Genomic DNA, 26847 nt, shown 5'->3' with positions numbered 1-26847 from the left:
CCTTGTTTATTTAACTACTGTTTAACTGAAAAACGCTTTGATAAAACAAATTTTTATCTAATTTTATAAAAAATTTCAAATATGAAAAATGTATTATACATAGCGACTTGCGCTTTGATGTTATTTAGTTGTCAAAACCAGGCACAACCACAAAAATCTGAAAATAAAATGAGTACACCCTTAGTAGCTAAAGAAACCGTTTATCAGTTCAAAGTAGAAGATTTATCAGGTAATAGTTTTGATTTTGCTTCTTTGAAAGGTAAAAAAATCATGATTGTGAATACGGCTTCAAAATGTGGGAATACACCACAATACAAAGACTTAGAAGCAACGTATAAAGAATATAAAGACAAAGGATTAGTAATAGTAGGTTTTCCAGCTAATAATTTTGCTTCACAAGAGCCCGGAACGAATGAAGAAATTGCTACTTTTTGCCAAATGAATTACGGTGTGACTTTCCCAATGATGGATAAAGTTTCGGTAAAAGGCGATGATATGGCGGCAATTTATCAGTTTTTAACTCAGAAATCTAAAAATGGCTTGCAAGATTCGAAAGTAGAATGGAATTTTCAAAAATACCTAATCAACGAAAACGGAGAATTAGAAAAAGTTATTTCTCCGCAAACTTTAGTAACAGATCCAGAAGTATTAAATTGGATAAAGGCATAATTTTCTACCGCTAATTTGCTAATATTTATTAAATAAAAAAAGAGATTTTCAGTCAAATGAAAATCTCTTTTTTTTTGCGGTGTAAGTAAGCATAAAAAACATTAAAAATTTGAACCATTAAGTAATTAAGAAAAATTAAGTTCTAATTCTTAATGAACCTTAATTTCTTAATGGTTTTATTTTCAATTTAAATTTTTTCATTTTTGAAAATTTCAGCTACAGCAGCTTCGTAATTCCGAATACTTTGCGCTTTTTTTATTTTTTTCAAAACCTTATGTGGATTTGAAAAAGTAGCCGAAAAGTATTCCCATAAATGGTACATTTTCAATAAAATGTGTGTTGAACCAGAAAGAGATTCACTATAAATAGCATACAAAGTATCGTGAAACGCGCTGAACAGTTCCATTTTGTTTGCAGGATATTCTACTGTATTATTTTTTATCATACTGGGTAAAAATGGATCAGAAATTAATCCTCGGCCAATCATCCAATGATCAATAGTAGGATAGCGTTCTTGCATTTCATGAAACTTTGCTACAGATGTTATATCTCCGTTATAATACAATTTGTGCTTTGTAGTGTCAATGCATTTTTGAAAGCCATCTAAATCTACACCGCCTTTGTATAATTGTTTTCCTAAACGAGCGTGAATAGCTATATTTTTCAAAGGATATTTGTCAAGAATAGGGAGTACATCTATAATTTCTTGAGGCGTTTCATAACCCAAACGCATTTTCATCGAGACAAGAATATCTGATTCCGTGTGAGCTCTTTCTAGAATATGATTGATTTTTTCGGTGTTACTAATCAAACCAGATCCCATACCAGATTTAGTTACCATCGGGTAAGGGCAGCCTAAGTTCCAGTTGAGTTCTTTATACCCCAATTCTCTAACATATTTCGCCACAAATAAAAATTCATCAGCATCGTTCGTTATAACTTGCGGAATCACCTCTAAATCAAGATTGTTCTCCGGAAGCAGGTCGCGTTCGTAAGACGGTTTGATAACCATTTTTCCGTTTAGCCGAATGTATGGCGAGTAAAATGTATCAATTCCTCCAAAAAGTTTGTTTTGGGCATTTCTAAAACGAAAGTCGGTAAATCCTTGTAAAGGCGAAGAGAGTAAGGTATAATCCATGAAATTTTTAGTTGTGCAAATATACTATAAAGTAGGGGGTCTTAAAGTTATAAAATTCCTAAAGTCAAAACATAGCACAAAATGAACTACATGAGGATAAAATTCGTTTTATTCTAAAATCAATTGCATGAACACAGAGTGCAACCAACGATCAAATTTATAACCGGATTCCTTGATGATTCCCACAGTTTTAAAACCAAATTTCTCATGAAATTCTACACTGCTTTGATTTTCAGCGTCAATTACGGCAATCATGGTATGTAATTTTTGATTCTTAGCAAGACGGATTAATTCCTGCAGCAGAATTTTTCCAATACCTTTTCCATGGTGGTCTTGGTTGACATAAACAGAATGTTCCACCGTAAATTTATAGGCTTCGCGAAAACGAAACTCACTATACATTCCAAAACCAACAACTGTCCCATCTAATTCCGCTACAATCACCGGGAAGTTTTTTCCAATTTTTTCTTCGAGTATGGCTTTTTGTTGCTCAAAGGTTCGGATGTTGTAATCATACAGCGCTGTGGAGTGCAAAATATTGTAATTAATGATATCCAAAATTGCTTGTGTGTCTTCTGTTTTGTAAGCTCGTAATCTAATTTCCATGTGTTGTTTATTTGCTTCAAAATTAAGAAATAACCGTTAAAAATAAAGGAAAAAGGGATGCAAGTTTGTAACTTTGTTTCATTGAAAATAAAACAATGATTTACCCCAAAATACCTTTAGCACAAAGCATTATTGAAATTTGTTCGGCCAAAGGAATCACCACCATAATTATTTCTCCGGGTTCTCGAAATGCACCGCTTACAATTGGTTTTGTAAACAATCCTGCCTTTCAATGTTACAGCATTGCTGACGAGAGATGCGCTGCTTTTTTTGCATTGGGAATCGCACAACAAACGAAACAGCCAGTGGCATTGGTGTGTACCTCCGGTTCTGCGTTATTGAATTATTACCCGGCTTTAGCGGAAGCATTTTACAGCCAGATTCCTATGATTGTGATTTCGGCAGACAGACCGCAAAGCAAAATTGATATAGGCGACGGACAAACCATCCGTCAGGAAAATGTTTTCGAAAACCATTCATTATACAATGCGAATTTGCATGAGGATGTTTCGAGTGAGAATGATTTAAAAATCAATCAAGCCATTAATACGGCGATCACTCAAAAAGGTCCCGTTCACATCAATGCGCCTTTTGAAGAGCCTTTATACGAAACTGTTTCGGAGCTTTCAGTCAAAGTCAATACTGTCGCTTTCGCAAATGCTACTCAGACGATTTCCATTGAAGATGTTTCGGAATATGCAACGATTTGGAACAATTCCACTAAAAAAATGATTCTCGTTGGAGTGAATGAACCGAATGCAATTAATGAAAAAATAATTGAGGCTTTCGCCAAAGACGAGTCGGTGGTCGTGTTGACCGAAACAACATCTAACTTGCATCATGATACTTTTATCAATAATATAGACACGATAATTACACCTTTCACGAATGAAGATTTTGAAAATTTTCGTCCGGAAATATTGGTGACTTTTGGCGGGATGGTCGTTTCAAAACGAATCAAGGCTTTTTTACGAAAATACAAACCAAAACACCATTGGCATATTGATTCTCTGAGAGCATATGATACTTTTGGCGCTTTGACTAAACATTTTGAAATTGACCCAAATGTATTTTTTGAAACTTTTTTGCCGCTTACAGAATCAACACAAAGTAATTATTTCGAGCAATTAGACGCTGTAAAAGCATTGCGAAAGCTAAAAAGTGATATTTACTTGGATAAAATTCCTTTTTCGGATTTTAAAGTTTTCGAAAAAGTGATGCAGAGTTTACCAGCGAATAGCCAATTGCAAATCAGCAATAGTTCAGCTATTCGTTACGCGCAATTAATTGATATTGACCCTAAAATTGAAGTCTATTGCAATCGCGGTACCAGCGGAATCGATGGAAGCACTTCTACTGCAATTGGTGCGGCTGTCTCGTCATATGGACGAGATGAAAAACAAACCGTTTTTATAACGGGAGATATTGGTTTTTTGTATGACAGCAATGCGTTATGGAATAATTATATCCCGAAAAATTTCAAGATTATATTGATTAATAACGGAGGTGGCGGAATTTTCAGGATTTTACCAGGACACGAAGAAAGTCCTATTTTTAATACATTCTTTGAAACTTCGCATTGTTTAACTGCGGAATATTTGGCTAAAATGTATGGTTTTGAATATAGTATTGCCAGCGATGAAGCCAGTTTATCAAGAAGTTTGACCTCTTTATATGCTCTTAATGAAAAACCAAGTATTTTGGAAATTTTCACGCCCACATTAACAAATGATAGCATTTTGCTGCAATATTTTAAAAAATTAGTCTAATATTTTTTTTAAATTCGTAAAAGGAGATGAATTATTGTTTAAATTTGGTTTTATAAAAACCTAATAATCAAAACAAAACTTTATTTTATGAGTGCAAGAGAAGAATTAATTGTAAAATATGCTGCCGATTTGAAAGACAAATGTGGTGTACATCCAGATATGGATTTATTGACAAAAGTAACCATAGGTTGTGGACCTTCTATTTATAATAAGGATTCAGCAACGGTAGCAGGAAGCCAACAATCCGAATTGGATACGGTGAAAAATAATTTCCTAATCAAGAAATTAGGTCTTGCAGACGGTCCTAATTTAGATGCTGGAATTGATGCAGTTATTGAAAAATATGGTCGTTCAAATGCGAATAAATACAGAGCCGTTGTGTATTATTTATTGACTGTTCATTTTGGAAAAGAAAGCGTTTACAATTAATACTTAATTTGTAAATGATACCCATAAAAAAAGCGTTTGCCTAGGCAAACGCTTTTTTTATTTAGTATATAGAACGATTTTTAACGAATTGGTATTGGAAAAACCGGTAAACTGGAATGTCCTAATGCATCTACAGCTTGAACAGCGAAGAAAAAATTGTCTTTAGAATAAGGGATTTCAGCTTTAGTGTCTGTTACAAAAATTGTTTTTTCCCAATGTTGTGATGACGTCTCTCTGATAAGAATGTTATATCCATAAACCGACTTTCCTTCAGGAGCGGTCCAAACTAAAGTAGAGAAATTAGTCAAATCCTTTACTTCAATTCCTACGTTTGTAGGTGCTTTTGGAGACCAAGCTAAATTGCTGAATGTAGCCAAGTTAGAACAGGTCACTTTCTTCATGTATTCAAAGTCCATAAATTCTGCTAAATCACCGTACTGGATGTTGTTTTCTTTTCGCACGTTTTGATGTTGGTGATCGTAGTTTTCGTTCATTTCACAAAAACGAATCGCTGTAAATCCGTTTTGACTGAAAGGAGTGTGATCGCCACCACGCAAGAAACGGTCGTTGCGATACACTAAATTAATATCCAGTTGCTCTACATATTGATTGGTAACTGTTTTGATGTATCGGGCTAATTGTCTGGATGGACTGTCATTATCACGATTGGTTGATTTACGCATTTTTGATTGTGCTTCCGTTTCTAAAAATGGAATTGTTTCACTGAAAACACGAACTCTGGTATTATCTCGCAATAAAGTACCGCTCGATAAACTGTTTCCAATCATGTCATTATTGATCATCGCAATAACATTCCATTTTCCATCTTTGGCTACATCAGCTAAATGTTTGGCTCCATACAATCCTTGCTCTTCACCAACAACAGCGACAAAAATTAAGGTAAAAGGAAATTCTCTTTGGCTCATAATTCGGGCAAGTTCCATCATCGCTGCAACTCCGGAAGCATCGTCATTAGCACCTGGGGCATCTGATTTAGCATCCATAACATCAGAAGCACGAGAATCTAAATGGCCACTTATAATCATTACACGATCATCTGTAGGATCAGTTCCTTTTAAGGTTGCCATCACATTACCCAGCTGACTGTCGGTGGTGATGCGTCTTCCATCAGCTTTGATGGTGAAAAAATCAATAACTGAAGTCAGTCTTCCATTTGAAGCCAAAGCATATTTATCAAATTCCAATTTTACCCAGCGTTGTGCTGCACCAATACCTCGGATGTTGCTTTTGGTGTCACTTAATGTATGTCGGGTTCCAAAAGATACGAGTTTACGAACTGTAGCTTCCATGTTTTCCGATTTTACTTCGGCAACCATTTTTTTTATTTCGGGATCATCGACTGTAGTTTGTGCGTAATTAGTATGAAAAATGAATAGTAGTAGGAACAAACAGAGAATTGAGGTTGGTTTCATTAATAGGATTTTTTAGTTTCTTCAAAGTTAGTAAAAAAGAAAAAGAAAGTGTAAACCAAATTGAGTTTTAGGAATTGTTTATTCTTGTACTATTCGAAATTTTGAAAAACAAAACGTCCTAATCTAGCCCTGATGGGAGCAAGTATCCCACGCTTTTGGGCGTGGATACTGCGGACAGCTGGACAACTCGTCATGAAATAAGCCGAAAGTTCTGCTCCTAAAAAAGAAAATAGCCATCGGATTTGGGCTTTGTTTTTTTGTGGACGGTTTCTTAATTTACTATTTTCAAACTTCGTACCTTTGCACTTTAGAAATTGAAAGAAAATGATTGAAATAGGAAAATACAATACGCTTACCATACTACGTGATACCAAAGTAGGTTTGTTTCTAGGTAATCCAGAGCACGATCCTGAAGGAATTCATGACATTCTGTTGCCTAACAAATACGTACCAAACGAATTTGAAATAGGCGAGGAGTTGATAGTTTTTGTGTATTTAGATCACGAAGAAAGACCCGTTGCCACGACATTAGAGCCGTATATATTATTGAATGAATTTGCACTTTTACGTGTGAATTATACCAATCAGATTGGTGCTTTTATGGATTGGGGAATGGAAAAGGATATTTTGGTTCCGTTTAAAGAGCAGGCACGTCCGATGGAAAAAGGAAAACGCTACTTGGTGTACCTTTATATGGACGAGAAAACCAATCGTTTGGTGGCTTCCAGTAAATTGAATCAGTTTTTAAAAAATGATCACCTGACGGTTGAAAAAGGGGAAGAAGTAGATTTAATCGTTTCTCATATTACTGAATTAGGAATTAACGTTATCATCAACGAAAAGTACAAAGGTTTGATGTACAAAGATGAAGTTTATGATGATGCGATTCGCACGGGAGACCGCATGCGAGGGTATATCAAGACAATTCGTCCGGATAATAAGATTGATGTGGCATTGCAAGTTCAAGGATATCAAAGTATCGAGCCAAATGCAGAAAAAATTCTGGATGAGTTAAGAGCGAGCAGAGGTTTCTTGCGTTTGACTGATAATTCACATCCGGAGGACATTAAAACGGTTTTGAAAATGAGTAAGAAAACCTTCAAGAAAGCGATAGGAGCTTTATACCGAGAGAAATTAATCGAAATCAAGGAAGACGGGATTTACTTGGTTAAGGAATAAAAAAATGAAAGACTAATCGTTACTTACGGTTAGTCTTTCTCTTTTTAATGCTGTTTTAGAATGTTAAATTCCAGCAACATTAAAATAAATTTAATTTTACTTTTAAAGTACATTTATCCACCTGTATGAATAATAGTATACTCGATACTATTTTAACAAGATTAACTTAAGCGTAAGTACTTTAAAGGATGGTTTTGTCTTTAAATGTACAATCACTTGCTTAGGAGTTAAGAAATAATTTCACAATAAAGCCGTTGGTTTTCTATATATTGGAAGATGATTTTCTAAACAATTGTTTATTAATGTCTCACTTTTGCAAGGACAAGAAAATAGTTCTTTAATCAACCGTAGGTGTTACTTTGTATTTTTTACTGCTGGGGCAAATGCTAGTATCATTAGCTCGTTTATCGGGGCTTTGAAAATATTTTTATAAGTTATTACCGTAGAAAAAGGAGCGACAACATTTTTAATTGCATTCAATACATTCTTTTTTTAGGTTAATAAATCAGTGAAGAATCAATAATTAATCAAGATAAAGAATTTGTATTCATCTGATTAGCTTGTCCTAAAATTAAAAATAATTTGAATTGGCAACTGTTAAAATCCTGTTTTTTTATTGTTTTTTAACGTTTTAAAGCCTTTAATCAGAGAAGGATTACCACAAGCTTATGCAAATAGAATAGATAAAATGTAAAAAATGATTTATTTTTACACTGAAATATTTTAAATTAATTACGATGAATTGGATCACTGCAAAAGAATACGAAGATATCACTTATAAGAAATGCAATGGCGTTGCCAGAATTGCTTTCAACAGACCGGATGTACGCAATGCGTTCCGTCCGAAAACGACTGCTGAATTGTATAATGCCTTTTATGATGCACAGGAAGATACATCAATTGGGGTGGTCCTACTTTCTGCAGAAGGACCATCGTCTAAAGATGGCGTGTATTCTTTTTGCAGCGGCGGCGATCAAAACGCACGCGGGCATCAAGGATATGTGGGCGATGACGGACAGCATCGTTTGAACATTTTGGAAGTGCAACGTTTAATCCGATTCATGCCAAAAGTAGTTATCGCTGTAGTTCCAGGTTGGGCTGTAGGTGGTGGACACAGTTTGCATGTGGTGTGCGATTTGACTTTGGCGAGTAAAGAACACGCTATTTTCAAACAAACGGATGCTGACGTAACCAGTTTTGACGGTGGATACGGTTCGGCTTATTTAGCTAAAATGGTGGGACAGAAAAAAGCACGCGAGATTTTCTTCTTGGGACGCAATTATTCCGCTCAGGATGCTATGGATATGGGAATGGTGAATGCTGTGATTCCGCATGCTGAATTAGAAGACACAGCTTACGAATGGGCTCAGGAAATTTTGCAAAAATCTCCAATGGCTATCAAAATGCTAAAATTTGCGATGAATCTTACCGATGATGGAATGGTGGGACAACAGGTTTTTGCCGGTGAAGCCACAAGACTTGCGTATATGACCGAAGAAGCTAAAGAAGGAAGAAACGCATTCCTGGAGAAAAGAAAGCCGAATTTTGAGAAAAAATGGTTGCCGTAAATTAGTAATTAGTGTTCAGTGTTTAGTGGTCAGTCACAAAACAAGGTGGAAAAGTTTATTGTTTTAGTTTTCAAGTATAGAACTTGAAACGTTAAACGTTAAACCTGAAACAAAGTAATAAAAATGGAAAATTTCACAAACGAAACGATTGATACCCGCCAGCTTCCAAAATTTGAGGAAGTCACTTTTACGAATTTGCATCCTAAATACATTTGGGTAGTATTAATTAATTTGGCGTTATTTATTGGCATACTTATTCTTCTTCCAATATTGTTTTCCATGTTTAAACCCGAATTGTTTTCTGGCAGAGTCTGGTTGATTACAGGTGTTGTTATTCCTATATTCTCAGTTTTGTTGGTAGCATTTTCTGTTATTGGATTTAAGAAAAAAGGATTTGCATTCAGAGAACACGATGTGATTTTCAGGTACGGAATCATTGCTACTAACACGATCGTAATTCCTTATAATAGAGTGCAACATGTGGCATTGCATGAAGGATTAATTTCGCGTTATTTTGGTCTCGCTAAAATAGAAATTTTTACTGCCGGTGGAAGTTCCAGTGATATTGAAATCCCCGGGATCGAAAAAGAACAAGCCGAAAATATCAAACAATTGTTGATGGGTAAAATACAAAAGCAATTGTAATGGGAGCTGATTTTAGTCAACCACAAAGGCAATCTTCAATAGGGATTTTGGTAATGTTTTTTTACACGCTTCAGCAATACGCCAGAGCGCTGTGGCCTATGATTGTGATTTGGATTTTTAAGTTTGACGAGGTTAATAAATTGTATTTTTTCCTTGGGATGCTTACCGTTTTTGTAAGTATTGGGGTTGTATCCTATTTGAAATACCTGAATTTTACTTTCTTTTTGGATGCCGAAAACCAGGAATTCATTATAACAGAAGGCGTTTTTAATAAAACCAAAACTGCGATTCAACTGCGCAAAATCCAACAGGTAAATATCAATCAGTCTTTTATCCAAAAGTTGATTGGTGTTTATGAATTAGATGTAGATACAGCCGGTAGCAATAAAAAAGAAGGTACAATCAAAGCGATTTCTCATGAATTGGCTTTGGATTTGAAATTCCGTTTGTTGGAAAATGAAGAATTAAAGACTACAATTGGAACTGAAACAACGTCATTGGAGGAAACCGAGCAAAAACTATTTGAAGCCTCGCATCCTTTTATAAAAATTAGTTTTTTGAGTTTGCTGAAAGTTGGAATAACTTCTAATTATGGAAAAAGTATTGCATTACTGGTGATTTTCTTTAGTACGATTTACGAAAATTTTCAAAATTTTGGAGACGAAAGCAGTATTTACAAAGAAAAAGTTGGGTCTTACATCGATAAAAACTTGGTGTTGCAAACTATTTTAACATCGATACTGTTGTTGTTTGGTGTTGTTTTGGTTGTGAATGTAATCCGTACTGTTTTCAAATATTATGATTACAAAATAACCCGACAAAAAGGGTCTTTGCTATTGTCTTTTGGGTTGTTAAATACGAAAAGTACCATTATCAAACCTGAAAAAGTTCAGATTACGACCGTTAAAAGGAATTATTTCCAAAAGAAAATGGGGATTTTAGAATTGAAAATCAAACAAGCAACCGGAGGCGAAAAAGAAGAACGGAAATCAATAATTGAAATTCCGGGATGTAGTGAAGCAGAGAGAGATTCGATATTGAGATTGTTGTTTCATAAAATTCCTGAAAGGGGATTGATGCTACTACCTAATTTTCGTAAACTTATTTTTTCTGTTTTTATTTCAATAGGGTTACCTTTGTTGGGATTTTTGGGGATTGGATATTGGCTTGAACCTATAATTTTTGAATATAGTTATGTGGTGCCGGTTTATGTAGTAATTATTGGATTAATCCAATATTTTAAATTTAAAAATAACCGATTATTCATTCATAAGAATTTTATAATTAAGCAAAGCGGCGCTTGGGATGTGAGCAATGATATTATTGAACCCAGTAAAATACAAGCGATTACAACGTCGCAGCTTTTGTGGCATAAAAAGTTGGATATTGGTTCCATAACATTGCATACTGCAGGAGGAAATATAGATTTTCAGTTAGGGAATTATTCAATAGTAAAACAACAAGTCAACCTCTGGTTGTACGAGATAGAAACTTCCGATAGTAATTGGATGTAAAATAAACTAGTTTAAAGTTTAAGGTTTAAAGTTGCTTGCGCAACAAATCTTAAGTTATAGACTTTAAATTTTTAAATAAAAAAACATGAAACATTGGATTGAAGCCGCACGATTACGAACCTTACCCTTATCGGTTTCTGGAATAATAGTGGGTAGTATGTATGCTTTAGCAAACCCTACAGATAGTATATTAACGCCAACAGAAGTCTTTAATTGGCGATTGTTTGGCTTTGCTATATTGACAACATTAGGATTGCAAATACTATCTAATTTTGCCAATGATTACGGTGATGGCATGAAAGGAACAGATAATGAGGATCGTGTAGGTCCAAAACGCGCGATACAAAGCGGCGTGATTACTCCACAAGCCATGAAACGCGCCATTATAATGACATCAGCCTTGACATTGCTTTCAGCAATGTTATTGATTTATTATGCGTTTAGAGATACAAATCTATGGTATTCCTTTTTCTATTTAGTGTTGGGAATTCTTTCAATTGTATCTGCCATTCGCTATACGGTTGGGAATACGGCGTATGGTTACCGTGGATTTGGTGACGTATTTGTCTTTGTATTTTTCGGATTGGTGAGTACTTTAGGAGTGAATTTTTTATACTCGAAACAATTAGATGCGTTGTTGGTTTTGCCGGCGGTCGCTATTGGATTATTGAGCGTGGGTGTTTTAAATTTGAATAATATGCGAGACGAAGCATCCGATAGAAAATCGAATAAAAATACGATTGTCGTAAAAATTGGCGGAGCTCAAGCTAAAATATACCATTACATTTTGATTGTAACGGCGATGGTTTTAGTGTTGATTTTTGCAATTATTGATGATTTTCACTTTGATCAGTACTTGTTTTTATTGGCGTACATACCTTTAATTAAACATTTAGTTACCGTCTATAAAAATCAAAATGCCAAGGAATTAGATCCTGAATTAAAAAAACTAGCTTTGAGTACTTTTGCACTTTCAGTGTTGTTGTCGTTAGGTATGATTTACTTTTTTTCGGATATCATTGTGAATACTTTTTTAGGCGGGAGATAAATTAATAATCAAGTAGGGAATCAGTCAATTTTAAATAAAAAAATATGAAAATAACATTTTACGGTCACGCGTCATTAGGTATAGAAGTTGGTGGCAAAAACATTATTGTAGATCCGTATATTTCGGCTAATCCAAATGCAGCTCACATTGATATTGACTCTTTGAAAGCGGATTATATTTTGCTTACTCATGCTCACGGGGACCATATCCTGGATGTCGAGGCAATTGCCAAAAGAACCAATGCGGTAATTGTTTCCAATGCTGAAATCGCAGGTTACTATGGCGCAAAAGGCTTTCAATCGCATCCGATGAATCACGGCGGAAGCTGGAATTTTGATTTTGGGAAATTGAAATATGTAAATGCCATTCATTCCAGTTCCTTTCCAGACGGCAGTTACGGAGGAAATCCGGGCGGTTTTGTCATTGAAGGCGAACATAAAAATATCTACATTGCGGGTGATACAGCGCTGACTATGGATATGAAACTCATTCCTATGCGTACTAAACTTGATTTAGCAATTTTGCCAATCGGCGATAATTTCACCATGGATGTCGAAGATGCGATTATAGCATCTGATTTCTTGGATTGCGATAAAATTCTGGGCTATCATTTCGATACTTTCGGTTATATCGAAATTGACCATGAGGAATCTATTCGTAAATTTTTCAATAAAGGAAAAGATTTGATGTTACTGGAAATAGGAAGTTCCATAGACTTGTAAAGTCATTGCGAGTTTTTCGAAGCAATCTCCTGCTATTCGCTTGTATCTTTACTTGCTTAAAAAAGCAAGTAAAGGATACCGCTGCTATCAGGGCTAGGGCTTGAAAGTACTAAATTGCTTAGTGAACTATGCGAATCCCGACACTTCGGGATTGTGCGCTTAGTGTTTAAATTTTATATCAATCATGCATAAAAAGAATTTTATCGTTTTATTTCTGTTGCTATTTACTGCAAATACCGTTTTCTCTCAAAAAGACGGCTATTGGGATAAAACCCGCGCTACAACTGAAGAAATATCGGTTTCCGCAAGAGACAGAATCATCATAAAAACCCAAGATTTTCCTGAAGGTACCACCGAAGTCGTTTACAGAATAACACTTTTGGATAAAAATCAGCAAATGGCGGGCAGTTTAGTTTCGGTTTTAAAAGCTATTCCGGACCCAACAGGAATTAGTCAAGGTTCAGCAGGAGCAGTTTTTATCTTGTCTAAAATTTCAGGAGATGATAAATGTAAATATGCTGTTTTCTCTAGCGCTGAATTAGCTGTAAAATACAAAGAAAACGGAAAAAAAGATGATGCGTGTTTAGTTCAGGATACACCAGTCAGTAAAGATGCCAAGCGACTTTCTACAGAGAAATCAGCTTGCATGCAATCGAATTCAGGGAATTTATGGTTTGGTTTCGAAAGTAAAAACTGGATTATGAACCAGAAAATAATTCTGGAAGTCGTGCCATGGGTCGATAATAAACTCAGTCGTGGCTGGACGATTGAAAACAGAAAGGTAATCATCGATCAATGCAAAACATCTAATTTGGCTCAAAAAATGACTAATTCAGATGATTTTTGCGTTTGTATTCTCGATAAAATTCAATCCAAATACAAGTTTAAGGAATTCCAGAAATTATTGGCTGTAGAGCGCTCTAAAGCATTCAAGGATTTTGGCGACAGTTGTTTTGGCGAAAGCAGTCTTTCTAAAAGCGTGTATAATGATTTGCGCAAGCAAGCCGCTGCATTAGTAAAACAAGGAAAGCACGGTGAGGCTATTGTGAAACTTACTACAATAATCAATGATGGAAAAGCAACCGCTTTGGATTACAACGCAATAGGAAGTAGTTATCTTTTGACGAAGCAATACGGTAAAGCGATTAAATTCCTAAAAGAAGGCGAGAAGCTTGATAATACGGAGTTATTGATACAACTGAACTTGGCGCACGCCTATTTATTGAATGATAATTATTCGTCTGCAAAAGCCATTTACAAAGAGTATAATTCTCAAAATGTAACGGATAGCTTGAGTTGGACTCAAAAAATAAAACAAGATTTTGCAGCTTTCAAAAAAGCGGGAATAGTTTCCAATGACTTTGAAAGAGTTTTGAAGTTGATGGATAAATAGATTGAAATTTAAATGACTTATATGTTTTAAAGAAGCGATTAATTTGTTTTACCATATAAGGCAATTAAGTTTTAATAAAATTAGTCAGATACAAGTATGTTAGATTAAAAATAACTCATAATTTGAAATTCCTTGAAAGCAACCTACCACAAATACATTCTTAATTTCAAACGCCCTTCAGGAACTTCTCGTGGCGTTATGACCGAAAAGGAAACTTGGTTTATTGTCTTGGAACAAGATGGTAAAAAAGGAATAGGAGAGTGTGGAATCCTTCGCGGATTGAGCATTGATGACCGACCGGATTATGAAGAAAAATTGCAATGGACTTGCGACAATATTCACTTGGGAAAAGATCATCTTTGGGAAGGGTTATTGGAGTTTCCTTCGATACAATTTGGAGTGGAAATGGCGTTCCAATCTTTAGTGAGTGAAACTCCTTTTTTACTCTTTCCTTCGGACTTTACAAATGGTACAAAATCCATCTTGATAAACGGGTTGGTTTGGATGGGCGAGGAGGCTTTTATGAAGCAGCAAATCGAAGAAAAACTAGCGCAGGGTTTTAAATGTATTAAACTCAAAATAGGAGCGATAGATTTCGATAAAGAACTACAATTATTGCGTTTTATTCGGCAACATTTCACTCCGGAACAGATAGAAATTCGGGTAGATGCTAACGGCGCTTTTGATTCAAATTTAGCTTTAAATAAATTAATACAATTATCTGAATTTAAATTACATAGCATAGAACAACCGATACAAAAAAATCATACTGACAGTATGACAGAGCTATGTAAAACTACTCCTTTTCCTATTGCTTTGGATGAAGAGCTGATTGGTGTGTTTACTGTGGCAGAAAAAGAACAATTGCTGGAGAAAATAAAACCACAATACATCATTTTGAAGCCTAGTTTTGTGGGTGGTTTTCGAGGCACGCAAGAATGGATTTCACTGGCTGAAAAGCATAAAATAGGGTGGTGGATTACCTCCGCTTTGGAGAGTAATATTGGACTGAATGCGATTGCGCAATGGACCTTTTTACAACATAATGCAATGCCTCAGGGATTAGGAACCGGAGCACTTTATACCAATAATTTTGACTGTCCGCTGGATGTTTCCGAAGGACAATTGTGGTATAAAAATGAATTGAATTGGGCGTTTGATTTTGATCTTTTGAAATAGATTATTTCGTAGTTTTCTTTTGTTCACCGTCTCCCAATAAAACGGATAACGTCTTTAAGCTTGGTGTGCGGTCCGCAATCAATTTGATGATACTGATGAACGGAATGAACAGAATCATTCCTGCAGCGCCCCAAATAATACCTCCCACAATTACTACAATAATTATAACCAATGTGTTTATTTTCAAGCGACTTCCTACTGCAAATGGAAATATAATATAGGCTTCAAGCAATTGCACGATAGAAAAAACGACAATAACGGCTAGCGGATACCAAATGGAATTATACGTTATCCAGGAAACTGCAATGGGCAAAAGAGCGGATATCATAATTCCGACATAGGGAATGAAAGTTAGGATTGAGGCTATAAAACCAAATAGAAAAGGATTTGGCACCCCAATTATCCAAAGTCCAATGCTGTTTAATAATCCAACTATTAAATAAACGACCAACATTCCTTTGATAAAATTGTAATATTCATGAATGGTTTCAATAAGAATTTCATGAATAGTGTTTTTTCTTTCAGGAGGAAAAAGCTCATATAAGGCATTCGATAACATCTGGCGATGGAAAAGTATTAATGTAGAGAAAACAGGTATCATGATTAGAAAAAATGCTGATTCAGATAAAGAATAAGCGGTGTTTCGAACGATTGAAAGGGCTTGTGAACCGGAGTTGTTGAGTATATTATTAATGAAATCATTTTGTTTTTCCAAACTAATATCAAATCGTTCCGAAATAAAAAGGCTCAATTGATTTACGGTTTCGGTTAATTTTAATCGCAAAGTTTGCCATTCTTGAAGGAATTCTGAAAATTGCGCGATTAGTAAATAGATAATGCCTCCGACCAAAAGAGTCACTCCTAAAATAGAAATGAAAATAGCAATTCCTTTGTTTATTCCTTTTGTTTCCATCCATTTACAAACAGGATATAGAATAAAGCCAATGAGTAAAGAAAAACTTAACGGAATAAATAGTGTTTTGCCAAAATAGAGCAGTAGACAAGCTAAGACTATCAACTGAAGAATTTCTAAAACAGAATATTTTCTGTCTGAGTGAAATATAACGGGTGTTTTAGAAGATTGCAACATACAAATTTGTTTTTAAATCCGTTTTTACGATTCGTATTGTAATATGATTTTTAATAAAAGTACGAATTTTAACGTGCAGAAATGCGGTAAATTGAATGTTTCTTATAATTAGATTTTAGTATCTAATAATCGTCTGTGGTAATTTATTTGTCCTAAATGATAGGCTAAGTGCGTAGTCAAATGGATAAGCATAAATTCAGTTGAAGTTTTATTCTCGAAAACTAAAAGGGGATATTCTGTATTTAAATCTTCTTCAGAAATACCATTAAGCGCATTGTTAACCGCAATTCTCGTTGCTTCGATTTTTGAAAGTAATTCTGTTTTTGGGATGTCTTTCAGTGAAAATTCGAGTGCTCTGTTTCTGATATATCCGGTTTTTCCAAACTGCGCACCAATGTAAGTATTTAAGTTTCCAATTAAATGCAAACACAGATTTCCCGCTGAATTACTAATGTTACTTTCAATTTTCCAAAGATTAGTTTCATTTTGGTACGATTCAATTTCAAATTTTAGCATGTTTAAATCCCTATTGAAAAGTTTTTTTAGAGTTTCAATCAGCATGATGGGTATCTTTATATTTTTTCAGCGATAAGAGTGCTTTTTCGTGAATTTTTTTCTGAAAAAAACCTGTCCATCCAAATAGATGTCCGGTAATTCCAAAAGCTTGTTTCGACCACTTAAACAGGTCAAATTCATCTGTATGTTTAATTATTAGTCCGTCTTTGAACTGAAATTGTGCCTGAATTACGTTGACTACTTTTCTATTGGTTTTGCTGAAGTTGTAAGTGGCAATCCATTGTGCAGCACCTAAATATTCATTGGCTTTTATAGCTGAATACTCGATTTTAATATTTCCGTTACTTTTTTCTATCAACATTTTCCACATTTGGCAAACATCATTTCCTTTCAATAATCCGAAAACAGGATCGCGAAATTGTATCGTTGAATCGTAACATTCACACATTGTTGCCGCATCGGCATTTGAAAAAGCAGAATAGAATTTTACCAGGGTTTTCTCGTTGTCAGTCATATTTTACATAAAGTGAGTAGTAAAATTACTAATTTTTTGCGAAAATTCACACTTTCAAATCTAATTTGGAACTTGTAATATTGAACGAAACGCTTTTAGTATAAAATTATTAAAAAGATAGTGATTCCAATCCATTGGATTATGAAGCATTTATACTTTTAAATTTTGAACAAAAAAAAGGATAGAATTTTAAGTTTCTATCCTTTTTGTGTATTTCTAAAATGTATTCTCGATTAATTTGACTTATTTAACAGCAGGAATTATATCAATAATTACAGTACGATTGTAAAAACGTTCCTCTGGAGTTTTATTGTCAAAAGGAGCATTATTTTCATTTTCACCGTAACCAGAAACTTCAAATTTGACATCATTTCTACCAGTTTTAGCTAAAGCATTTGCAATGATATTTTTTGCATCATTTGCACGTGCAAGAGATAATCCTTGATTATACGCTTCTTCACCAATAATATCTGTATGACCTTTGATAACAACCGTTGCTCCAACCGGAATTTTTGGTGTTACAACTTCAGTAAGGTATTTTTCATACATCATAATTGCTTTAGATGTATTAAATTCATAAATGATACTATAGCGCATGCCATCCTCCATTTTTGCAGGGGTCCAAAGTGTAACATGAATCGGAGTTTCTTTTTCTATGATTTTACCACTTTTAGTTTGACCAATCATTTTTACTTTATAATTACCTTCTGGACGACTTCCTAAAATTGATTTTCCAGGGATTTTAACTTCGTCTTCAGTGTAAGGTCCAAATGATTGTACTTTTCCTTGTTCGTCAGCTATTTGTAATGACCAAGAAGATAAAGCTTCGCCGGCTCCTTTATTATTAAAGGTTACATAACTTTCAACTGGTGCTTCTTGTAACGCAACAATCTGAACTGGTTTCAATGGTGCATCAGGACCACTTTGAAATTCCATCAATAAATCAGAACTATTACTTTCAATAGAAACTCTGCGATCTCCTTCACGTAATAATACTAATTCTTGCGTTCCTCCTGGTTGTTCGGATGGGATATTTGGTTTGTCTTGACCTTTGGTTGTAATTCTAGCTGCATTTATTGCAAATACATTTACTAAATACGTTTTCACTGATTCTGCCATTGCAAGACCATCTGTATTACCATTATTAGATGAACCCACCAAAGTAATTGTCGCTGAAGGATTTTTTTGCATACGATCTCCAAGAATGTTTAACACATTGTAATAAACAGTCATTTGACGTTTAGAACGGTCTGACAAGTTTTTTGGAGCAAAAGTTTCCAATTGATCTTCTTTGAAATCTTTCACTTGATCTTTTGTCAATGAAACATAACGGTTTGGAATTTCAGTTGATCCTTCGTTGAAGAAAACGTAGTTTCTAAGAGGGAAAACTTCAGTCATTCTTTTTTCACCCTGAACATTGCTAGGAGAATTCACAGTGAAATCAACCTCACGGTCTTTAACCATGTCAGTAGCCTGTTGGATATTTTGTCCCTGTCCAAATTTAAGGGCTACACCGGCTCTAATTGTAGTGTTGTTCCATGTTTCTGTAGATCGTGGATTTTGACCAAAATAAGGTTGGAAAGATACAAAAGGAGATAAAACAAACTGTGTCTTGTTACTATCCGAAGAAAGTGGAATATCATATCCAGCGCCAATTTGCATGGACAAAATAGTTTTTTCAATTTCACTAAAGTCACTCGGAACCGCAGGAGAAGCCTCCTGGTCAGGAAATGCCGGATTAATACCTAATTGATACTCAAATGATTTATCCAGATTGAAAGCCAAACGTGGACCTCCATAAAGGTAGAAATTAGATTTAAACGGAGCAAAACGCACGCTAGGTTCTACCGTGATGTAGCTAAGATCAGTAGATAAATCTGCAGGGCAGTCGCAATCGGTAAGCACCTGATCGAAAGATCCTTTACGGCTATCAAAACCAGCTTGCAACATAACTCCCCATCTTGAAGTTGCAGGACGATATTCTAAAAGTGGCGCAATAAAAAGTCCAGCACCATCTCCATCATGAAAAGTAGCAGGAGGTGTGAAAGCAGCATTCAGCTGATTTGTAGAACCACGGTAAAAATTAGCATTTACACCACCGGCAACTCCAAAGAACCAAGAAGGTTTTGCATATTTAACTGCTTGTGCTTCCTGTGCTTGTATAGGTGTTTGAGCACTTAACCATGACAAAGCAATTATCGCAACGCTTTTAATTTTAAGGTGATTCGGAGACCATGCAACACATGGTTTCTCAGTATATTTAGTTTTTGATTTCATTTTTGTGTCTTAATTATTAGGTTTCATTCAAAAAATTCCCGCCCCAAGACGGGAGATTTAAATCTGATAGTTGTTGTTTAGTTAGCAGGGATATTAATAATCGTATTTACCATAGTTACCGAGGAAATTAAAGAAATAGCTCTTCCATTCAATACTGTTTCTTGACCAACAAGCGTTGTGCTGTTAGCTGGAGAAGACAATGTAACTCCTTCTTCTGCAATGATGTTTCCAACCATTACACCACCACCTGCGTAATTAATGACTGCAGTACTACCTACGTACCAATAAACATTTTTAGCCAAAGCTCCACCTATCAATTTAACACTTCTTGAAGCTGCTGGAGAACCAACTGTTAATGAAGACTCTGCTTGGAAATACCAAACTGCATTTGGATTACCTTGGGCATCTAATGTAAGATCACCATTAGTGATTTTATAGGCACCACTAGCTGATTTATAAGTACCAGGTGCCAATGTTAAGGCTCCTAATTCACCAGATCCTTGATCACTTCCTCCTGGTTTTGAAGCCGGGGAAATACTATTATATAATGCTCTTGCCTCATTCAGTCCTTCTAATGCTTTTTGTGCTTTTGTAGCATTTCCTGGTGCAGGTGCAGCAGTAAAAATTCCACCAAAAACAAGTCCGTTGTTAAGCGGAGTAATATCATAAAATTCATTTGGAGAAGCTAATTTATCAGTAAATCCAGTTACTAATGTAGAAGCTGCAGTTGTTCCGATGCCTCCGTTATTAATTCTAGTGTTAAGACCTTGATTCGTAATTCCAGCGTTTCCACCAAATATTCCGAAGAATAAACCTGCAGTAGGAGCAGGGGAATTAGTAACCAATGTAGTAAAGCTCCATACATAGTCATTTGCCAATGCAACACCTGCAACATTTTTTGCACCAGTTGAAATTGTAGCTGTATAAAGTGTACCCTCTAATAAATCACTTGTCGGATTAAAAGTGGCTGTAGTTCCAGAATAACTTACGGCTCCAGCAATAGTTGTAGTACCTTGTTTTAAAGTAAAAGTTGTTCCATTAATTGTTAACGCATCCATAATCATACTGAAGTTAGCAGTAATCGATTTACTAAGACTTATTCCCGTTGATAGGTTAATTGGATCTGTAGATGATACAGTAGGGGCAATCAAAGAACCTGTTGTAAATTGCCATACATAATCAGCCATTAAAGCTGTATTGTCTAAATTTGTTACTGCTTTAGAAATAGTAGCAGTATAAACAGTATTAGCTGCCAAAGGCGCAGATGGAATGAAAGTCGCTGTTGAACCACTATACGTTACAGTTCCAGAAACAGCTGTAGTTCCTTGTTTTAAAGTATAAGAAGTTGTTGAAATAGTTGAAGCCCTCATCGGCATATTGAAGGTAACACTTACTAATTTATTTAAAACCACATTATTAGTTTTATCTTCAGGATCAGTAGTTGCAACCATTGGAGTAACTGTTAAACCAGTACTGAAAGTCCAAATAGTTTCTGTTTGTAAAGCATTACCTGTAAGGTCTTTTACTGTTCTTGCTATTCTTGCAGTATAGGTAGTATTAGGAGCAAGTAAAGCTGATGGGGTAATGGTTGCTGTAGTACCAACGTAAGTAACTACGCCTGGTATTTGTGAAGTACCATTAGACAAAGTAAATGAAGACTCATTTATTGTTTCAGGATTCATTTCTTCATTAAAAGTGGCCGAAATTAATTGATCAAGAGGGATATTTGTAGCTCCGTTTGTTGGAGTAGTAATTGTTATTGCCGGACATACGCCATCGATTTCTTGAAAATCATCTTTTGCACAACCGGTAACTAGTGCAATAAAAAGTATTGCAAAGGTTAATAGTAATTTTTTTGTTTTCATTTTTTTTAATTTAGGGGATTAAGTATTTTGTAAAAACAAAGGTTGTTTTATAAAAGTCAGTGAGTATTATACAATTAGGAAGATAAGTTGCAAGATTCACTGTTTACAAATACTTAGAAGCTGTTATTTTGTTGTAAATAAAGTAGTTGTATTTTTATTATTTGAATAAAAGTTTATTATACCTATTGAAAAAATTAGAAAATAAGACAAGTAAGTGTTCTAAAAATGTCATTTAGAGCACTACTTTAGAAGGGAAGGTGAATTTGAAAAAAATGTAGAGAGCAATTAAAATTGAGTATCAATAGTCAAAACAAAAAGTTGAATACATTGAATTGTATTTTTAGAATTGAAAAAATATTTAAGGTTTTAATTCTTAAATCTCTATATTTTTTTTCCCTTTTTGGTTAGAGCTAAAAATAAAAACAGTGACTTATTTGGTGTAAATATCAAGAGCCAAAGCAGATTGTTTCGTTTAAACTAATGATTTTTTCAATTCTTCGGGTGAATTTGAAGGTTGATTCAGGAATTAAGAAATACGTAAAATAGTAGCAATGGGTAAAGTAAGTGCTTTATTAGCAATGATTAATTCTTCGGCACGCTTTTCATTTTTTTGATTTTGAAAAGCAAGTTTATTATTAATATTCTTCCTTGTTTGCTATTTTAGTCATCTTGCTTCAATTTAAAATTTTTCAAGAAATATTTTCAAGACGATGACAAAAAGCAGTCAATTTATTATCAATAACGAAGTAAAGATAATGATTTAAGAGATATAGAATTTAATAGAAAAAATAGATCGATCAAAAATTAGCCATTTTGCAAGTCGTTTTCCTTTACTTTTTCAGACTGTTTTGTAACAATGTTGGTAATTACAAATTGTAACACTGTTCCCAATATTCTTTTTATTGGATTGTGAGTAGATCCGAGCAAAACTTTTTTAGTTATGTATCCAGTAGTCATTCCTACAACATTGCTGAGGATATTCCCTTTAATTTCTGGGGACGTAGCTATAATGCCAAACGCATTTTTTATGAGATTTAAAGGTTTTAAACTTTCAAGGGTATAATGATACTGATCTTTTAGTTGCACTAATTCGTCAGCTTGTTTCATTTTCATTAATAAGATAGTTTCCTTAAGAATATCTGTTTGGTTGACCTTCTTCATATTAATTTTTTTTAAGCATTTTAACAATCATGAAATTACTGATAGGCATTTTAATCCACTCATCTTTAAAGATGTAAAGAATGATTGCTATAAGTAAATAAAAGCTGGATACGATGAAAAAGCCATAATATATTTTTCCAACTAATTCTCCAATCCATAAGGAAAGACCAATATTGACCAAAAAGGCAAACATCGCAAAAACAATAGAAACAGCTATTCTAGAAATTAGAGAGGATACAACATCAGCAGTTTTATCCACTGCATGTAACTTCGCCAATTCTACTGTTGTTCTTGTATAATCCTCTGCTCTTTCAAAAAGCATTTCTATTGTTGTTGCGTTGTTTTCCATGATATAATGTGTAATGAATTTAATTTTGAAATCTTAAAAATGGAATATCTAATTAGATATTTGTATTTTTAATTTCGTTTTTAGCATCGTAAAATTTAGATTTTCCTTCAGAAACTAAAGATTCTCCTTCTTTCCAGATTTTCTCGTATTTTTGAGTAATTGTACCTAATAAAGTATCTAACTTACCTTTTAATTCGTCAGCATAGTCATTACTTTTGTCCATTATTTTTTTTCTTGTTTTGTCTCCTTTTTCAGGTGCAAACAATACTCCTAATAATGCTCCAATAGCCACTCCGCCTAAAACTCCTAATATTATTTTATCTGCTTTCATAATTATTTATTTTATTATTAATTTAAAATTGAATTAAATACCTCTACCTTGAATAAGTCTGAAAAGTATTGCTATAACTGCAATTACAAGAAGTACGTGGATAATTGATCCTAAGCTGAATGCAAAAAATCCGATGGCCCAAAAAATAACTAGTATTACCGCGATTGTATAAAGAAGATTACCCATTTTGTTTTTTTTTAATGATTTATAATTTTGATTTTTTTTAGTAGTCTTGAATTAAATTCTTCTACCTGATATAAGTCTGAATAAGATTGCAATTACTGCAATAACTAGGAGAATGTGAATAAGTGATCCTGCACTGTAGGCGAAGAATCCAATTGCCCAGAAGATAACTAAGATTACTGCGATGGTGTAAAGAAGATTGCTCATGATTTTTAGTTTTAAATGATTAGTTATTAATTATTTAGTTTAGTCTCAATCCTACATAAACGTTTAACACACTGTTTTTTGCGTCAGATGAAGTAAAGCTATTGTCTTTTCCTATTTTAGTTAAACCGTAGTTGTAACGAACACCAAAATTTACTACATCTAAATCAATTCCTAGACCACCAGAGATACCAGCGTCAAATTTGTTGAAATCATCAGTGTTTAATTCACTTGTAGAAGATCCAAAATTAGTATCAATTGATGTTTTTCCGCTAACCATGTAGGCTGCGTATGGACCAACATGCACATTGAAATTATCAGTTAAATTTGCAACTAATAAAATTGGTACTTCAATATAATTTACATTGAATTTTTCAATTACTTGGCCATTGTTGTATATTTGCTCAGAACCTTTTGTTGTGTAATTAATTTCAGGCTGAATTGCGATACTATTCGTAATTGGGAATTTAGCGTATAAACCAGCATTGAAACCTGTGAGTATGTTACTGTCATCTACATTAGCTGTATAAAAATTAGAAAAGTTTAGTCCACCTTTAAAACCGTAAGAAGGGGTTTTTTCTTGCGCTTGTGCGCTCGTAAAAGTCATGAAACTTAATACTAATGAAGCAAAAATCAGTTTTTTTGAATTTTTCATTTTGTTTGTTTTTTAATGAATTATTATATTACAAATATCCGCATCTTACCTTACCCTATTGTTACATTACTTTTATTTAAAGTTACATTATTCACACTTTAGAGTATTTTAATAAATAGTTAAATTGTTAAAATATTGATAGTTAAATTATTAACAAAAAAAGGCGAGTTCTAAAACTCGCCTTTTACATTTTCTATTTATTATCTACTGTCAAGTTTTTCATTGCAGTACCTAATTCATCCATGTCTCGATTATATTCTTCTTTGAAAGATTGCCAGTCGCTGTTGGTGTCATTTTTGTATTCCTGAACTTTTAGTTTGATGTTTTTGTTTTTTAGCTCTAATGCTTCAATTTGTTTAGCATACGCTTCATCAATAGATTTACCAGTTTTTTTCATTTTGGTTTTCATTTCTGCAATGCGAATTTCATTTTGCGTAATAGTAGCATTCGTACTTTCTTTGAATTCATTCCATTCTTCCTCGGTAGCAGCGGCTCTAGCATCTGATAATTCTTCTTTTGCATCATCTAGTTTATCTCTTGCTTCTTCGACGTTATCTTTGGCAGCTTCTTCTTTTTTTAAAGTGTCCTGGCATCCTACTAAAAGAGTTCCAGCCATGAATGTTGTAATTGCAAGTGTAAAAAATATTTTTTTCATTTTGTGTTTTTTTTAAATTATTGATTTGATTTACAGTTTATTGTGTTTTTTTTGGTAAAATTATTAAAGTATTGAAATTATTTTTTGGACAAAATTTTAATTTTTCAATACAGCAATTTAAGAGTAGTCAAAGAATGATAGAACCTATAAACCTTCAAATATTTCAAGTAATTCTTTTCTGCTTATCCCAAGTTTTGCTTGGTAATTTTTTAGCATTTCGTCTTTTTTTTCCTCTGAAAAAAGTGCTTTATTATTCGTTAAAGCTGCAAACTTTTGTTTTAACCTTTTTTTTTGTTCTTCCCAGTTTCCCTCTCGCTCTATCGAATCCATTGTTTTTTGTGTCTTGTCTGTAAAATAGTTTTCACTTTACAAAGTTCGGCCGTTTACAAAGGGAAGCAGTTATATAACTTTATAGATTAGTTTCATTATTCACTGATTCAATAGATTACAATACAGATTAGTAGAAAATGTAAAGAAATAAAATAATGTTTTTTTTACTATTAAGAATTCAGATGCGAATTATGTAGTTGCATTTTATGTTTATTTATGGCTTGAAATATATTTCTCTATTATATTCACAAGTGATTCATGATAATCGCTCAATACTTTAATAGTCATTTCGGGATTTTCAACGTCGGGAATTGTCACTGGCATCTCTGATAAATATTTAATTAATTCTGGATATTCAGTACGTATTTTCATAGTAATTTCAAGTATCGCTTGATTTATTTCTTTTTCTGTTTTCATGATAAATTATATGTGATGAATAAATATGTTGGGATTGAAAATAAAAATTTAAAACATCATACTTGTTGAGATGTTCGATGTTTTAAATCAGTAAATATTGAGATTTCTAACTATTTTAAAGAATCATTTTCAGCACCAATTTTTAATTCTCTTTTCATTTCTTCCTCTTCTAAATCAGTTGCTGCTTCCTGTTTTTTTTCTTCTTCTTTTTTCTTTTTATTAAAATAACCTCGCAATAAGAAATTATGTTTGGCAGCTTCAATAACTTCATTCAATCCTTTTGTTGCTGATTTAACATTCGTCAATGAAGAATCTATCACTTTTCCCATTCTTTCATCGCTAACCAGTTTTGATAAGGCTCCTTTTCCGTTATTCATATTTACAGTAAATTTTTTGAATTCAGTAGAACTATTTTCAAGATTAGTAACCATGGTTTTAATGCTGTTTCCAAATTCTTCATCAGAAACTAACCTGGATAATGCACCATTCCCATTGTTCATGCTATAACTAAATTGCGCTAACTGCGCAGTAATAACGCCAGCATTATCAGCACTTTTTTTGACACTCACCATTAAATCATCCATTTCTATCGATCTTTTGGAAGTTATATAGTTATTGTTTTCAACAATTACATTAGAATTTTTACCGGATGAAATGGTTAAAATTTTATCACCCATCAAACCATCGGAATTAATACTCGCAACAGCATCTTTCTTGATGTATTTGCGAACTTCCTCTTTTATGACTAATTTAATCACAACCGCGGTATCATTCAAAAAATCAATTTCTTCAACCGTACCAATATTTATGCCTGATAAACGAACATTATTTCCAACTTCAAGTCCATTAACCGAATTAAACTTTGAATACAATTCAAATGTAGAGCCAAATAAATTTTTTTGTTTTCCAACAAAATAAATGGTTCCTACAAAAAGTACTAATCCTATAATTACAAACATTCCCAATTTCCATTGGTATCCAGCTTCTTTATTCATTTTTTATTTTTTT

At 33.8% G+C, this 26847-nt stretch carries 29 protein-coding genes; 11 read left to right on the top strand and 18 right to left on the bottom strand.

The genetic code is table 11. The features are described 5' to 3' along the window. Window positions 1-81: 81 nt before the first annotated feature. On the top strand, window positions 82-669 hold the full coding sequence (locus tag AC0J6S_RS14155; RefSeq protein WP_474954396.1) for a glutathione peroxidase: 588 nt from the start codon (window positions 82-84) through the stop codon (window positions 667-669). 187 nt (window positions 670-856) lie between these two features. On the opposite strand, the gene AC0J6S_RS14150 is transcribed toward AC0J6S_RS14155, so the two are convergent. Both AC0J6S_RS14150 and AC0J6S_RS14145 read right to left on the bottom strand, forming a co-directional pair. Further along, entirely contained in the window at window positions 857-1807 is a 951-nt protein-coding gene (locus AC0J6S_RS14150; protein ID WP_474954395.1) for a tRNA dihydrouridine synthase, read from the bottom strand. 108 nt (window positions 1808-1915) lie between these two features. Further along, the gene (locus tag AC0J6S_RS14145) at window positions 1916-2413 is read right to left on the bottom strand and encodes an N-acetyltransferase family protein (RefSeq protein WP_474954394.1); all 498 of its coding nucleotides are present in this window, start codon (window positions 2411-2413) and stop codon (window positions 1916-1918) included. A gap of 95 nt (window positions 2414-2508) precedes the next feature. Here AC0J6S_RS14145 and menD point away from each other — a divergent pair, with 95 nt between their 5' ends. After that, window positions 2509-4182 (top strand): 2-succinyl-5-enolpyruvyl-6-hydroxy-3-cyclohexene-1-carboxylic-acid synthase, encoded by a 1674-nt coding sequence (menD, locus tag AC0J6S_RS14140; protein ID WP_474954393.1) that lies wholly within the window; start codon window positions 2509-2511, stop codon window positions 4180-4182. Between the two features lie 87 nt (window positions 4183-4269). Continuing rightward, window positions 4270-4611, top strand: a complete 342-nt coding sequence (locus AC0J6S_RS14135) for a DUF2853 family protein (protein ID WP_474954392.1) — start codon at window positions 4270-4272, stop codon at window positions 4609-4611. An 80-nt stretch (window positions 4612-4691) separates the two neighbouring features. Here AC0J6S_RS14135 and AC0J6S_RS14130 read toward each other — a convergent pair whose 3' ends face one another. Continuing rightward, on the bottom strand, window positions 4692-6044 hold the full coding sequence (locus tag AC0J6S_RS14130) for a M28 family metallopeptidase (RefSeq protein WP_474954391.1): 1353 nt from the start codon (window positions 6042-6044) through the stop codon (window positions 4692-4694). Window positions 6045-6368: 324 nt separating this feature from the next. Here AC0J6S_RS14130 and AC0J6S_RS14125 point away from each other — a divergent pair, with 324 nt between their 5' ends. The 8 genes from AC0J6S_RS14125 to AC0J6S_RS14090 all read left to right on the top strand — a co-directional run bounded on the left by AC0J6S_RS14125 (window position 6369) and on the right by AC0J6S_RS14090 (window position 15292). Then, the gene (locus AC0J6S_RS14125; protein WP_474954390.1) at window positions 6369-7223 is read left to right on the top strand and encodes a CvfB family protein; all 855 of its coding nucleotides are present in this window, start codon (window positions 6369-6371) and stop codon (window positions 7221-7223) included. A 737-nt stretch (window positions 7224-7960) separates the two neighbouring features. After that, entirely contained in the window at window positions 7961-8791 is an 831-nt protein-coding gene (locus tag AC0J6S_RS14120; protein ID WP_121365212.1) for a 1,4-dihydroxy-2-naphthoyl-CoA synthase, read from the top strand. 123 nt (window positions 8792-8914) lie between these two features. Next, window positions 8915-9436, top strand: a complete 522-nt coding sequence (locus AC0J6S_RS14115; RefSeq protein ID WP_474954389.1) for a PH domain-containing protein — start codon at window positions 8915-8917, stop codon at window positions 9434-9436. Further along, the gene (locus AC0J6S_RS14110; protein WP_474954388.1) at window positions 9436-10950 is read left to right on the top strand and encodes a PH domain-containing protein; all 1515 of its coding nucleotides are present in this window, start codon (window positions 9436-9438) and stop codon (window positions 10948-10950) included. The genes AC0J6S_RS14115 and AC0J6S_RS14110 overlap by 1 nt, the downstream gene beginning before the upstream one ends. Window positions 10951-11035: 85 nt before the next feature. Further along, a complete protein-coding gene (gene menA, locus AC0J6S_RS14105) occupies window positions 11036-11998 on the top strand; it encodes a 1,4-dihydroxy-2-naphthoate octaprenyltransferase (protein ID WP_474954387.1) in 963 nt (320 codons plus the stop codon). Between the two features lie 44 nt (window positions 11999-12042). Further along, on the top strand, window positions 12043-12720 hold the full coding sequence (locus tag AC0J6S_RS14100) for a metal-dependent hydrolase (RefSeq protein WP_474954386.1): 678 nt from the start codon (window positions 12043-12045) through the stop codon (window positions 12718-12720). A gap of 184 nt (window positions 12721-12904) precedes the next feature. Continuing rightward, the gene (locus AC0J6S_RS14095; protein ID WP_474954385.1) at window positions 12905-14113 is read left to right on the top strand and encodes a tetratricopeptide repeat protein; all 1209 of its coding nucleotides are present in this window, start codon (window positions 12905-12907) and stop codon (window positions 14111-14113) included. 132 nt (window positions 14114-14245) lie between these two features. Further along, window positions 14246-15292 (top strand): o-succinylbenzoate synthase, encoded by a 1047-nt coding sequence (locus AC0J6S_RS14090; protein WP_474954384.1) that lies wholly within the window; start codon window positions 14246-14248, stop codon window positions 15290-15292. A 1-nt stretch (window position 15293) separates the two neighbouring features. Here the strand turns inward: AC0J6S_RS14090 and AC0J6S_RS14085 are convergent, their stop codons facing one another. The 15 genes from AC0J6S_RS14085 to AC0J6S_RS14015 all read right to left on the bottom strand — a co-directional run bounded on the left by AC0J6S_RS14085 (window position 15294) and on the right by AC0J6S_RS14015 (window position 26834). Further along, the gene (locus tag AC0J6S_RS14085; protein ID WP_474954383.1) at window positions 15294-16382 is read right to left on the bottom strand and encodes an AI-2E family transporter; all 1089 of its coding nucleotides are present in this window, start codon (window positions 16380-16382) and stop codon (window positions 15294-15296) included. A 108-nt stretch (window positions 16383-16490) separates the two neighbouring features. Next, the gene (locus AC0J6S_RS14080) at window positions 16491-16943 is read right to left on the bottom strand and encodes a DinB family protein (RefSeq protein ID WP_474954382.1); all 453 of its coding nucleotides are present in this window, start codon (window positions 16941-16943) and stop codon (window positions 16491-16493) included. Further along, on the bottom strand, window positions 16933-17412 hold the full coding sequence (locus AC0J6S_RS14075; RefSeq protein WP_474954381.1) for a nuclear transport factor 2 family protein: 480 nt from the start codon (window positions 17410-17412) through the stop codon (window positions 16933-16935). Before AC0J6S_RS14075 ends, AC0J6S_RS14080 begins: the two co-directional genes overlap by 11 nt. A gap of 243 nt (window positions 17413-17655) precedes the next feature. After that, window positions 17656-19689 (bottom strand): OmpA family protein, encoded by a 2034-nt coding sequence (locus AC0J6S_RS14070; RefSeq protein ID WP_474954380.1) that lies wholly within the window; start codon window positions 19687-19689, stop codon window positions 17656-17658. 77 nt (window positions 19690-19766) lie between these two features. Next, complete coding sequence (locus AC0J6S_RS14065; RefSeq protein ID WP_474954379.1) at window positions 19767-21554, bottom strand: Ig-like domain-containing protein; 1788 nt, start codon at window positions 21552-21554, stop codon at window positions 19767-19769. An 804-nt stretch (window positions 21555-22358) separates the two neighbouring features. Further along, window positions 22359-22715, bottom strand: coding sequence for a hypothetical protein (locus tag AC0J6S_RS14060; RefSeq protein WP_474954378.1), 357 nt, complete (start codon window positions 22713-22715; stop codon window positions 22359-22361). A 1-nt stretch (window position 22716) separates the two neighbouring features. Continuing rightward, window positions 22717-23064 carry a hypothetical protein gene (locus AC0J6S_RS14055; protein ID WP_474954377.1) on the bottom strand — a complete coding sequence of 116 codons (348 nt, stop codon included), beginning with the start codon at window positions 23062-23064 and terminating at the stop codon, window positions 22717-22719. Window positions 23065-23116: 52 nt separating this feature from the next. Beyond that, complete coding sequence (locus tag AC0J6S_RS14050; protein ID WP_474954376.1) at window positions 23117-23395, bottom strand: YtxH domain-containing protein; 279 nt, start codon at window positions 23393-23395, stop codon at window positions 23117-23119. Window positions 23396-23428: 33 nt separating this feature from the next. Continuing rightward, window positions 23429-23581, bottom strand: coding sequence for a lmo0937 family membrane protein (locus tag AC0J6S_RS14045; RefSeq protein WP_113633709.1), 153 nt, complete (start codon window positions 23579-23581; stop codon window positions 23429-23431). A 51-nt stretch (window positions 23582-23632) separates the two neighbouring features. After that, entirely contained in the window at window positions 23633-23785 is a 153-nt protein-coding gene (locus AC0J6S_RS14040) for a lmo0937 family membrane protein (protein WP_474954375.1), read from the bottom strand. Between the two features lie 34 nt (window positions 23786-23819). Next, window positions 23820-24437, bottom strand: a complete 618-nt coding sequence (locus tag AC0J6S_RS14035) for a porin family protein (protein WP_474954374.1) — start codon at window positions 24435-24437, stop codon at window positions 23820-23822. A gap of 193 nt (window positions 24438-24630) precedes the next feature. Beyond that, window positions 24631-25092: a sll1863 family stress response protein gene (locus AC0J6S_RS14030; RefSeq protein WP_474954373.1), complete on the bottom strand. Its 462-nt coding sequence runs from the start codon at window positions 25090-25092 to the stop codon at window positions 24631-24633. A gap of 144 nt (window positions 25093-25236) precedes the next feature. After that, entirely contained in the window at window positions 25237-25422 is a 186-nt protein-coding gene (locus AC0J6S_RS14025) for a CsbD family protein (RefSeq protein ID WP_474954372.1), read from the bottom strand. 210 nt (window positions 25423-25632) lie between these two features. Beyond that, on the bottom strand, window positions 25633-25839 hold the full coding sequence (locus AC0J6S_RS14020) for a hypothetical protein (protein ID WP_165151098.1): 207 nt from the start codon (window positions 25837-25839) through the stop codon (window positions 25633-25635). Between the two features lie 110 nt (window positions 25840-25949). After that, a complete protein-coding gene (locus tag AC0J6S_RS14015) occupies window positions 25950-26834 on the bottom strand; it encodes an MlaD family protein (protein WP_474954371.1) in 885 nt (294 codons plus the stop codon). Window positions 26835-26847: the final 13 nt, after the last annotated feature.

Source organism: Flavobacterium sp. TS_SC_5, assembly GCF_056156265.1.
This window is presented reverse-complemented; position numbering and strand designations above follow the sequence as displayed.